The 11,883-nt window shown below is 67.5% G+C and carries 7 protein-coding genes; 6 read left to right on the top strand and 1 reads right to left on the bottom strand.

Translation table 11 applies throughout. The features are described 5' to 3' along the window. Positions 1 to 25: 25 nt before the first annotated feature. The 6 genes from V7060_RS09075 (at position 26) to V7060_RS09050 (ending at position 10,059) form a co-directional block, all read left to right on the top strand. Positions 26 to 892, top strand: a complete 867-nt coding sequence (locus tag V7060_RS09075) for a carbon-nitrogen hydrolase family protein (protein WP_334178920.1) — start codon at positions 26 to 28, stop codon at positions 890 to 892. A 56-nt stretch (positions 893 to 948) separates the two neighbouring features. After that, the gene (locus tag V7060_RS09070; protein ID WP_334178919.1) at positions 949 to 3,351 is read left to right on the top strand and encodes a TonB-dependent receptor; all 2,403 of its coding nucleotides are present in this window, start codon (positions 949 to 951) and stop codon (positions 3,349 to 3,351) included. A gap of 31 nt (positions 3,352 to 3,382) precedes the next feature. Continuing rightward, positions 3,383 to 4,756, top strand: coding sequence for a sulfotransferase (locus tag V7060_RS09065; RefSeq protein ID WP_334178918.1), 1,374 nt, complete (start codon positions 3,383 to 3,385; stop codon positions 4,754 to 4,756). Then, on the top strand, positions 4,753 to 5,934 hold the full coding sequence (locus tag V7060_RS09060; RefSeq protein WP_334178917.1) for a hypothetical protein: 1,182 nt from the start codon (positions 4,753 to 4,755) through the stop codon (positions 5,932 to 5,934). The genes V7060_RS09065 and V7060_RS09060 overlap by 4 nt, the downstream gene beginning before the upstream one ends. A 56-nt stretch (positions 5,935 to 5,990) precedes the next feature. Then, positions 5,991 to 7,418, top strand: coding sequence for an NAD-dependent succinate-semialdehyde dehydrogenase (locus V7060_RS09055; RefSeq protein WP_345786316.1), 1,428 nt, complete (start codon positions 5,991 to 5,993; stop codon positions 7,416 to 7,418). Positions 7,419 to 7,533: 115 nt separating this feature from the next. Further along, positions 7,534 to 10,059 (top strand): choice-of-anchor D domain-containing protein, encoded by a 2,526-nt coding sequence (locus V7060_RS09050; RefSeq protein WP_334178915.1) that lies wholly within the window; start codon positions 7,534 to 7,536, stop codon positions 10,057 to 10,059. A gap of 172 nt (positions 10,060 to 10,231) precedes the next feature. Here the strand turns inward: V7060_RS09050 and V7060_RS09045 are convergent, their stop codons facing one another. Next, positions 10,232 to 11,857 carry an alpha/beta hydrolase fold domain-containing protein gene (locus tag V7060_RS09045; protein ID WP_334178914.1) on the bottom strand — a complete coding sequence of 542 codons (1,626 nt, stop codon included), beginning with the start codon at positions 11,855 to 11,857 and terminating at the stop codon, positions 10,232 to 10,234. Between the last annotated feature and the right edge of the window lie 26 nt (positions 11,858 to 11,883).

Below are 11,883 nucleotides of genomic sequence, written 5' to 3'. Positions count from 1 at the left end.
GCTACACCGCCTTGCGAGAATCCCCTTGGAATCATCCGGCTCCCCCCGAAGCTTTGGCATCGCCGGCCTCCAGTTGGCCTATGGCCCGGGCGACAACCTGCAGCGGATCGCGGCGGAGGTCGGGATGGTGGCCAAGCGCTTTCCCTGGGTGCGCATGGTGGTGGTGGGCGAACTGTGCGGCTTCGGCGCCCATCCCGAGCATGCCCAGTGCATGCCCGGTGATGCCGAGACCTTCCTGTGCGGCGTCGCCAGGAAGCACGGTCTGTGGCTGGTTCCCGGTTCGCTGTATGAGCGATGCGGCGACGCGATCTTCAACACCACGCCCGTCATCGATCCGGCGGGCCAGGTCGTCGCGCGCTACCGCAAGCTGTTTCCGTTCGCGCCCTACGAGCGCGACATAGCCGCCGGCGACGAATGCGTGGTCTTCGACGTGCCCGGCGCCGGCCGGTTCGGCATGTCCATCTGTTACGACATGTGGTTTCCCGAAACCACCCGCTCGCTGGTCAGCCTGGGCGCGGAGGTGATCCTGCATCCCACGATGACCAATACCATCGACCGGGAGGTGGAGATCGCCATCGCGCGCGCCAGCGCGGCGACCAACCAGTGCTATTTCGTCGACATCAACGTGGCGGGCGACCTGGGCGTCGGCCAGTCCGTGATCTGCGGACCCGGTGGAGAGGTGATCCACCAGGCCAGCATCGGGCGCGAAGTCATCGCGTTCGAGGTCGACTTCGCCTACCTGCGCCGGTGTCGTGAACGCGGCTGGCACGGCCTGGGACAGCCACTGAAGAGTTTCCGGGACCACCCCATGGTGTTCCCGGCCTATGGAGCCGCCCGCGCGCCTTCTGCAGCGCTGGATGCGCTCGGTCCTCTGCAACTGCCAGACGCCTGACTTTCGCATCCATGCACCGCCAATCCATCGCCATACGCCACGGGGAGAGCAACGCCATGATTCCGCACCACGGCCACACGACGCATCGTCAACACCCACTGCCACGCCGCTCCCTGCTTGCGGGCGCCGTCATCGCGGGCCTGCTGGCCCAGGCCATGCCGGCCCTGGCGCAACAGGCGGCCGACAGCGATGCCTCGCCCACCGAACTGGACACCGTGGTCGTCACCGCGCAAGGCCGTGAGCAGGACATCGTCGCGGTGCCTTACAACATCAGCGCCGTTTCCGGCGAAACGATAGAGCAGCAGAACATCCTCGATACGGCTGAACTGATGCGCGGCGTGGCGGGCGTGGCCGTGGTCGACCGTGGCGCGCGCAATTCCAGCGTCGTCAGCGGCCTGCGCATCCGCGGCCTCAACGTCGACAGCTCGGCCCTGGGGGACTACGCCGTTTCGGCGACGTCCACGGTCGCCACCTACGTGGACAAGACTCCGCTGTTCGCCAATTTCCTGCTGTCGGACATCGATCGCGTGGAGGTGTTGCGCGGTCCGCAGGGCACGCTGTACGGCTCCGGCGCGCTGGGCGGTGCGGTGCGCTTCCTGCTGCGTCAACCGGAACTGGGCGCCTGGGACGCACGCCTGAGCGGCAGCGCCTCCAGCGTTTCCGAGTCCGGCAGCATCGGCTGGTCGGGTTCTGCGATGCTCAACGCACCGGTGTCGGACACGGTCGCCATGCGCTTCAACGTCACGGTCAACGATTTCCCCGGGACGACCGACTACCGCAACGTCTACAGGCTGGACGCGGACGGGTTGCCGACTGCGCCCGGTGGCGTGCTGGACCCGGCGGCGGAGTACGAAAAGGTCCGCGACGCCGACTTCGTGCGCCAGAACTACGGCCGCGCCTCGTTGCTGTGGAAACCCAGCGACCGCCTCGATGTCACCCTGAGCTACATGGCCCAGGCCGACCGCTTTGGCGGCCGGCGCGCCACGACCCTGGGCAGCGATGGCTGGGGCGTGCCGTACCGCGACCTGGAGGTGGGCTCGGTGCAGCGCGAGCCGGCCGCACGCCACGTCAACCTCGCCAGCCTGGAGGCCAACATCGACCTGGGCTTCGCCACCCTGACCTCCAGCACGTCCAGCTACAACCACGAGGGCGACATCACCAGCGAGAACACCGGCTTCTACGCGCAGAACGGCTGGCTGGCGTTCTACTACAACTACCCGCGACCGCTGGCCTCGGCAGTGCGCGGGTACGGGGAGAAGGCGTTCACGCAGGAATTGCGCCTGACGTCCAAGTCGGTCGGCAGTTTCGACTACGTGATGGGCGCCTACTACCAGGACCAGGACCGGTTCGCCACGCAGGTCAGCTACCTGCGCGGATTCAAGCGCTGGTGGGACGCGGCGTTTCCCGGCTTCGAAGGCGCCGTCATCAGCGACGTCGACTTCGACTATCGCCAGGACGAACGATTCAAGGAAAAGGCGCTGTACGGCGAACTGACCTGGCATGCGACCGATCGCCTGCAGTTCACCGGTGGCTTCCGCCACTTCCGGCATGACGCCGACACGACCGTGTCGCAGACCACGAGCAACTGGGCCTCGCTGGTGGACAGCTCGCGCTCGCATGGAACCGAAAGCGACACGCGCACGCTGTTCAAGGGCAACATGTCGTGGTTCTTCACCGATGCGAGCCAGCTCTACGCCACCGTTTCCGAAGGCTACCGTCGGGGCGGCACCAACGGCACGCCGACCACCGGCAACTTCGCCGAGGATCCGGCCTGGAGGACCTACCGGTCCGATACCGTGCGCAATCACGAGCTCGGCGTGAAAGGCCGTGTGGGCAAGGCCATGTACAACGCCAACCTGTTCTATGTCGACTGGAAAGATCCGCAGGTCAACAGCGCCACCACCAACTGGGGCTTCTTCGCGGTACAGAACGCACCCAAGGCAAGCACGCGCGGCGTCGAGCTGGAGCTGACCGGAACCGTGGGCGAGGGCTTCACCTACAACCTCGGCTATACCTATACGAAGGCGCAGCTGGAGGCCGACGCGCGCGCGGTCGACGGCACCTATATCTACGGCCGCAAGGGCGACACCCTGCCCGGCGTGCCGGAACACCGCTTCAATGCGGCCGGCAGCTACGGGATCCCGCTCGGCAACGGCCTGCTGACCCTGCGTGGCGACGTCTACTACCAGTCCGAGTCCGAGAACGCGCTGAGCCTGAATCCGAAGTTCCGGCGCACGCTGGACGGATTCCCCATCCTCAATGCCTCGGCGACCTACAGCATCGACGCATGGGACGTGACGCTCTGGCTGAAGAATCTCGCCAACGAGGAAGGCATCAGTGGCGTCTACACCGAGCAGTACATGGGTACCGCGCCTGCGGAGGGCTACTACGGCAACGGCTCCAAGGCGCTGGTGGCGCTGCCGCGCACGCTCGGCGTGACCGTCAGCTACCGCTTCTGACGTGCACGCGACGGCCGCGCCAGAGGGATCGTTGACGCACGCCGATGCGCTGCGGCGCATCGACGGGCACCGGCAGTCCGGCGACACCGCCGGCTGCATCGCGGCATTGGACGCATTGGCCGGGGCCGCCGACGGCCAGCCCGACCTGCTGCAGGAACTGGGCCTGCGCTACACCCAGCTCGGCCTGCACCGGCAGGCCGAGCGCTGCTACGCGCAGGCCGTCGCCTTGCGGCCAGACGATCCCGGCGGCCTGTACAACCACGCCACGGCGCTGATCGCCATGGGCGAGCTGACCACCGCCGAGCGCCTGCTCGATCGCACGATCGAACTGGCGCCGGAGGACGATGCCGCCTGGTACAACCGCGCCACGCTGCGCAGGCAACGTGCGGACGACAACCACATCGACGCACTCGAAGCGCAACTGGCCAGGCTGCCCGACGGCCATCCGGCACGGATAGGCCTGCACTACGCGCTGGCCAAGGAACGCGAGGACCTGGGCCTGCATGCCGGCGCCTTCGCGGCGCTGCGTGCGGGCGCCGATGCGCGGCGGGCGCGGCTGCGCTACCGCGTGGAAGACGACCTCGACACCCTGCGGTTGATCCGCAGCACCTTCGACGAAGGCTTCTTCGCTCGCAAGCGGAACGGGTGCGACGATGCGCGTCCGCTGTTCGTGGTCGGGCTGCCGCGCAGCGGCACCACGCTGGTCGACCGGATCCTCGGCTCGCACGGCAGCGCGTTCAGCCGCGGCGAGAGCACCGATCTGGCGCAGGCCGTGGTGCGGCTGGCCGGCCCGGTCCGCGACAAGTCCGAGCTGATCCGTCGCTGCGCCGACATGGACTTCCGCGCGCTGGGCCAGGCCTACTGCGAGACGCTGCCGGCAGAACCGGCGCTGCGGGTGATCGACAAGACGCCGGCGAACTTCCTGTACCTGGCGCTGGTCACCGCGGCCCTGCCGCAGGCGCGCATCGTCCACCTGAGGCGCCATCCGATGGATGCCTGCTATGCGATGTACAAGACGTTGTTCCGCATGGCGTATCCGTTCTCCTACGACCTTGCCGACCTGGGCCGGTACTGGCTGGGCTACGACGCATTGATGGCGCACTGGCGCCGTCTGTTGCCGGCAGACCGCTTCCTGGACGTGTCCTACGAAGCACTGGTGGCCGACCAGGAAGGCGTCAGCCGCAGGCTCGTCGCCCATGCGGGTCTGCCATGGGAAGCCGCCTGCCTGCGCTTCGAGCAGAATCCGCAGCCCACGCTGACCGCCAGCGCGGCACAGGTGAGGCAACCCATCCACCGCGATTCGGTGGGACTGTGGCGGCGCTACGAGCAGGAACTGTCTCCGTTGCGGCAGTACTTCGAGCAGGCCGGCGTGTGCCTCGACGAGAACCGGGAGCGCGCCGCATGAGCGCACCCACGCACGTCGCGGGCGGGGACGCGGCAGACCGCCTGTGGCTGTATGGCCTGCTGGCGCTCGTGGCCACCGCCGGCTTCTTCTACGTCAACATCATGGCCGCCATCGTGGATGGCCTGGTGACCGGCCTGGGTTTCAGCAATCCGCAGGCCGGCACGGTCGGCGCGGCGAACATCTACGGCGCCAGCGTCGGCAGCTTCCTGGCCGTGCTGGCGATCCGGCGCATCGCCTGGCGACCGGCACTCTTCGTGCTGCTCTCGCTGCTGCTGGTGCTGGACCTGGGCTCGATCGCGATCCGCGAACCGGGCGTGCTGATCGCGATGCGCGCGCTGCACGGGCTGGTCGGTGGCATGGCGGTCGGCGTGACCTATTCGGTCATGGCGCGCACCCGTTCTCCCGACCGCGCATTCGGCATGTTGCTGCTGGTGCAGTTCGGACTGGGAGGGCTGGGCGTGATGTTCCTGCCGACCCTGGTCCCCGACTACGGCACGCGCATCCTGTTCCTCTCCCTGGCGGCATTGACCGCTTGCGCGCTCGTCGCGCTGGCGCTCGTGCCGCGTCTCGACGGCGCGCGCCAGGCCAACGCCGCTGCGGCAGGGAAACTGCCTTCCTCGACGCGGACCACGGCGACGATCGTGCTGCTGGCGCTGTTCCTGTTCCAGGGTGGGAACATGGCGCTCGGGGCTTTCATCATCCGGCTGGGCGAGCACTTCCATCTTGGCCGCGACTTCATCGGCCACGCACTGGGCTGGGCCACGTGGATCGGTGCGGCCGGCGCGGGACTGGTCATCATGATGGGCGCACGCTTCGGTCGCGCGCGGCCCCTGTTGGTGGCGATGCTGCTCACGCTCGCCGGCACGGCCGGCTTCTACTGGAGCGGACGTCAGCCGGTGTTCTTCATCGCCAACATCGGTACCGCCATCACCTGGTCCTTCGTCGTGCCCTACCTGTTCGGCATGCTGTCGCGCCTGGATCCCTCCGGTCGACTGGCGACGCTCGGGGGCTTCCTCTCCAAGCTGGGTCTCGCGTCCGGTCCGATGCTCGCGGGACGGTTGCTGGTCGACAACGACTTTCCCCTGCTGATCACCGTGGCGATCGTCGCGCTGGCGGCGTCCGCCGTGGCGATGCTCGTGGCCGCGTGGCGCGTGGATCGATTGGATATCACTGCATGAATGCTCCCTTGTTGCCCCCGTCTCCGCTGCTGCTGTCCGATCCCGAGCTGCTGCGCATGCAGTGCTTCATCGGCGGCCGATGGAAGGACGCGGAGGGTGGAGGCACCTGCGAGGTGCACAACCCGGCCACCGGTGCGGTCCTGGGAACCGTGCCCGACATGGGCGCGACCGAAACCAGGAACGCCATCGAAGCCGCCCATGCGGCGCAACCCGCCTGGGCGGGAAAGACCGCCAGGGAGCGCGCGCAGATACTGCGGCGGCTGCATGACCTGATGCTTCGACACCAGGACGACCTGGCGCTGCTCATGACCGCGGAACAGGGCAAGCCGCTCGCCGAGGCCAGGGGTGAAGTCGCCTATTCGGCCAGCTTCATCGAATGGTTCGCCGAGGAAGCCAAGCGCCTGTATGGCGACACGGTGCCGGGCCATGCCGCCGACAAGCGGATCCTGGTGTTGCGGCAGCCGGTCGGCGTGGTCGCGGCCATCACGCCCTGGAACTTTCCCTCTGCCATGCTGGGTCGCAAGCTCGGCCCGGCGTTGGCCGCCGGCTGCACCGTGGTCTGCAAGCCGGCGCTGCAAACGCCGTACTCCGCGCTCGCCATCGCGGTCCTGGCCGAGCGTGCGGGCGTGCCTGCCGGCGTGCTGAACATCGTCACGGGCCGGGATGCCGTCGCCATCGGCGGTGAAATGACCTCGCACCCGAAGGTCCGCAAGCTGAGTTTCACCGGCTCCACCGGCGTGGGGAAAAAGCTGATGGCGCAGTGCGCCGACGGCATGAAACGCCTCTCGCTGGAGTTGGGTGGCAACGCTCCCTTCATCGTGTTCGATGACGCCGACCTGGATGCGGCGGTCGACGGTGCCATCGCCAGCAAGTTCCGCAATACCGGGCAAACCTGCGTCTGTGCCAATCGCCTTTTCGTGCAGGACGGCGTGTACGACGCGTTCGCGCGCAAGCTGGTCGAAGCCGTGGCCAAGCTGCGCGTGGGCGATGGTCTGGCCGGTCCGACCGACCAGGGGCCGCTGATCGACGCCAACGCGCTCGCCAAGGTGGAACAGCACGTCGCCGACGCACGGGCCAAGGGGGCCAAGGTGGTCGCCGGAGGCCAGCGGCACGCGCTCGGCGGCACGTTCTACGCGCCGACCGTACTGGTCGACGTCGATGCGAGCATGCAGATCGCGCGCGAGGAGACCTTCGGTCCGGTCGCGCCGCTGTTCCGCTTCCAGCGCGAAGCCGATGCGGTCGCGCTGGCCAACGATACCGAGGCCGGCCTGGCGGGCTACTTCTATACCCGCGACCTGGCGCGCGCCTTCCGTGTGGCCGAGGCGCTGGAATGCGGCATCGTCGGCGTCAACACCGGACTGATCTCCACCGAGGTGGCGCCCTTCGGCGGAGTCAAGCAATCGGGCGTGGGCCGCGAAGGCTCGCGCTACGGCCTGCACGACTACACCGAACTCAAATACGTCTGCCTGGGCGGTATCGGCTGACGCGCACGACCGAATTCCGCACGGGATCCCGTCGCGGGGGCCAGGAAGGCCGGAAGCATCTCGAACGAAGTTGCTGTTGCCCGTCAACCGTATACGCAAGAGAGAGGAGATCCGGATGAACGTGATGCACCCGTTGCTGGCGCTGGCAGCGTTGTGGGCGAGCTTCATGTGCGCCCCCGCGAAGGCACAGACCACCACGCTGTTCAGCGACAACTTCCAGAGTGGCAGCTACGCCGGCTGGACCATGAGCGGCACGGGCTACGACGCCGTCAACACCTACCAGGGCAATGTGTCGATGCGCCTGGACGGCCTGCGTCAGGGCGCCCGCGCCATGTCGTCGCTCGGGTACACCAACGTCTCGCTTTCCATGGACATGGCCGCGCTCTACCTGGTCCAGGGCGACTATTGTTACGCCGAGTATTCGACCAACGGCGGCACGAGCTGGAACACGCTGGTCCTGGTGGGCGACGGTGAAGATACCGGGGCGCTGAAGAGCGGCACCCTCTCGACGGGCCTGGACAACAACGCCAACCTCCGCGTCCGGCTGCGTGCCTATACCTTGTACGGGCACTACTGCTATGGCGACAACGTGGTGCTGACGGGCAGCCCCCTCTCGGGCGCGACGTGGCCTGCGATTGCCGTGACCGGCTCGGGGACCTTCGGCTCCGTGGCCGTCAGCAGCAGCAGCACCAACACGCTGACGATCCACAACGACGGCGATGCCAACCTCGTCATCGGCACCCTGGGTGGACTCGCCGCGCCCTTCAGCCTGGTCAACAACACCTGCTCCGGCCAGACGATCGCGCCTGCCGGTTCATGCACCGTCGGCGCGCGCTTCGCGCCAACCGCGACGGGCGCGTTCTCCGACACGCTGGACATCCCCTCCAACGATGCCGACGACCCCACCGTTGCGGTCGCCGTCAGCGGCACCGGGACCAGTGCGGGAGGCATCTACGATCCGCTCGCCGGCACCGGCAACGTCAGCCGCACGGCATTGAGCGCGAGCTTCCTGACCGGGAGCGGCACGCTCAACCTGATGAATTTCAGCCACTACGGATTGCCCGCCGGTGCGGCCAATCCGGCCAACACCTTCCAGGGCCGGCTCACCCTCTTTGGTGAAGCCAGCAATGGAAACGCCACCGAGGTGGGCGGCAACAACAACCTGCAGTACTACTCGCAGGCGCGGTATCTGCCGGAGTTCGAATTCGACTTCGTGCAGCACGGCACGCACTTCATCCCCGTCACGCGCGGCAAGGTCGCCGGCACGCATCCTTCCTGGGTCTACATCCTGGAGCCGGGTCGGGTCTGGAACGAGAACGGCGATGGTGGCTATTCACGCGTCGCGTTCCCGTTCGCGCTGCAGGAGCGCGGCAGCGACTGCCTCTGGAACGGCGTGATGACCTTCCTGTTCAAGGACGATGGCTCGGTCTCGGACCTGGCGTACCAGATCGCGAGCGAAACCTGCTACTACCTCAAGGTGAATTTCTGGGGCCGGCTGGACGCGACCTACACACCGGCGGCGATCAGCGGCGCGGCCACGATCCGCAGCCACTACGAGGCCGAGGTGTCGCGGCGCATGCCGACCAAACCCCTGTCGGCGCTGGCCACCGACTACCCGGCCAGCGGCGTGACCGTCGCCAACATCGGCAGCGACGTCACCGCCGCGCACATGAGCCTTTACGGCGTGGCCTACAACGGCGTGCACTACGTGGGTGGATGCCAGACGCGGTACGGCACCTATCCGTTCTGCGAAGTCTTGAACGTGCCGTCCTATTCCACCGCCAAGTCGGTGTCCGGAGGTTACGGCCTGATGCGGCTGGAGCAGAAGTACGCAGGCACCCAGCGCACCCTCGGCATCGACGACTGGGTCAGCGAATGCACTGGCTCGCAATGGGACGCGCCCACGTTCGAGCAGGCGCTGGACATGGCGACCGGCAACTACACGTCGGCGGGCACGACCACCGATGAAGCTTCGCAGGCGATGGCGGACGGGTTCTTCAAGGTCGGAACCCATGCGCAGAAGGTCGCCTTCGCATGCGGTTATCCCTACAAGACCACCCCGGGAACGAAGTTCGTCTACCACACCACCGACACCTACCTGCTCGGCCGGGCGATGAACCAGTACTACCGGTCGCAGGCCGGCAGCGGCGCCGACTTCTTCAACGACGTGATGGTGGAAGAGATCTATCGCCCGCTGGGCCTCAGCCCGACCAGCTACGTCAGTTCGCGCACCCAGGACGCCGCCGCACAGCCCTTCACCGGCTACGGGCTGGTGTACGTGCGCGATGACGTGGTCAAGCTGGGAGAGTTCCTCAACAAGGCGCAAGGCAAGATCCAGGGCGTGCAGACGCTCGACGCGACCATGGTCGCGGCCACGCTGAACCTGGGGAGCGGTGGGTTGCAGGCCGGATCGTCCGCCGACCGCTACAACAACGGCTTCTGGTACTACGACCTGAAACAGAACAGCCACAACTACGGATGCAGCGCGGCGAAGTGGGTGCCTTACATGTCCGGCTACGGGGGCATCAGCGTCGTGCTGCTGCCCAACGGCATGGTCTATTACCAGTTCAGCGACAACGGCCAGCTGACGTGGGGGAAGAGCGCCATCGAACTTAACAAGATCAGCCCCATGTGCCCCTGAGGCTCCTGCCCGACAATCCACTGGACGAGATACCTGCCGACGCAGGTATCTCGCGCAGGACAGTCGAGTAAATAAGGTCCGGAATAGTCGTGCCGGCCGAGCGGGCGCCGCCGGCGGTGCCGGCGCGCAGCGACCAGGAAATGAAGGCCCGCGGCTGGCGTCCGCCCGAGGCTCAGGCGGCGGCTTGCTTGGTCGCGACGCCCAGGCCGAAGGTACGCCGCAGGAACACCGCGCCATCCTCGAGCGCCTGCTGCGCGATCGACGACACCGCCACTGCTTCGATGAAGCTGTGCGGCGCGCCGCGATAGAGCTTCACGTCCACGCTCACGCCGGACGCGAGCAGCTTGCCGGCCATCGCCAGGTTCTGCTCGCTCAACACGTCGCATTCGCCCACGCCGATGAAATACGGCGGCAGGCCTTCCAGTTCTCCCAGCAGGCCGTGGGTGTAGGGCGTGTTGCGGTCGTCGGGCGTGGAGATGTAGTAGTTCCAGAACGTGTCCACTTCCTTCGCCGTCAGCATGTCCTGGTCGGTGCCGTAGCGACGGCGCGAATGCGGCGAGCAGTCGGGGGTGAAGCCGGCGTAGTAGCTCAGCACGGCGGCGACGCGATGGCCTTCGCCGATGTCGCGCAGCTGCAGCACCGCACCCGTGCTCAGGTTCCCACCCGCCGAATCGCCGCCGAGCGCCAGCCGGCTCGCATCGAGTCCGTGCGCGCTGCCGTATCGCTGCAGCCAGCGCACGACATCGATGACCTGTTCCAGCGCGACCGGATAACGCACTTCGGGCGACAGCGCATAGTCGATGCCGACCACCGCGACGCCGGCGCGTGCCGCCAGTTCGCGCATCACCCGGTCGTGCGTGTCGAGGCTGAACATCGCCCAGCCGCCGCCATGCAGGAAGCACAGCGTGGGTTTCGGTTTGCCCGGCGCAGGGTCGTAGATCCGCAGGCGTACCGGTCCGTGCCGGGTGTCGGCGTGGACTTCTTCGGTACGGCCCATGACCGGACCGCCTTCGCACCACGGCTTGCGCACCTGTTCGACGATCTCGCGTTTCGCCGGCCAGTCCAGCGTGCGGCCGGCGGTGATGCGCCGGCCTTCGGCGATGACGCTGTCGATGAAGTGGGCGATCTCCGGATCGACCGGATTCGCGCGCGGCGCGATCGACGCAATGGCGTCCGCGCCGCGGCCGCCGTCGAAGCGGCGCATCCAGGTGGCCAGTTCGTGCTGCCGCGTGTTCCACAGGCCGCGCAGGATGTCGTCGAACACATCATCGCGTTCGTCCTGGCCCAGCTTGAAGGTCGCGCGCACCTCGCGCACCCGGGCATGGAAACCGACGATGCCCTTGCGCAGGCCGAAGTAGCGCTCGCCCATGTCCTCGGTCCGCCACGCGCCGGGCCGGCCGTCTTCCATGTCGTCGACCAGGCCCTGCAGCAGGCGCTCGGCATCCTCGCCGGTATCGCGCAGTTCGATGTCCACTTCGAACACGGCGGTCGCGTAGTTCCACGTGGGCGCACGGGTGCGGTCGGCGAACCACGACGGCGAGACATAGCCATGCGGACCGATCAGCAGCACGGTGGCGCGCGGATCCTGTTCGAACGCGCGCCATTGCGGATTGCTGCGTGCGAAGTGGCCCAGCAGGCGCAACGGGCGGCCTTCCGCGTCGCACTCGAGCTGCACCGGCAGCGGCGTTGCGGACAGCGCGCTGGCGGCGCCCGACACGATCCACGCGAGCGGTTGCGCGGCGACGAGGTCGGCGATGTCGCGGGGAGAGGTGGCCTGGAACAGTGAGGGATTGGACATGGTGTCGGGATCGGAGAAGAGGGGGA

Origin of the sequence: Pseudoxanthomonas sp. (assembly GCF_036845285.1) — a bacterium.
Classification (GTDB): domain Bacteria; phylum Pseudomonadota; class Gammaproteobacteria; order Xanthomonadales; family Xanthomonadaceae; genus Pseudoxanthomonas_A.
The sequence above is the reverse complement of the archived record's forward strand: the minus strand, read 5'-3'. Positions and strand labels throughout refer to the sequence as shown.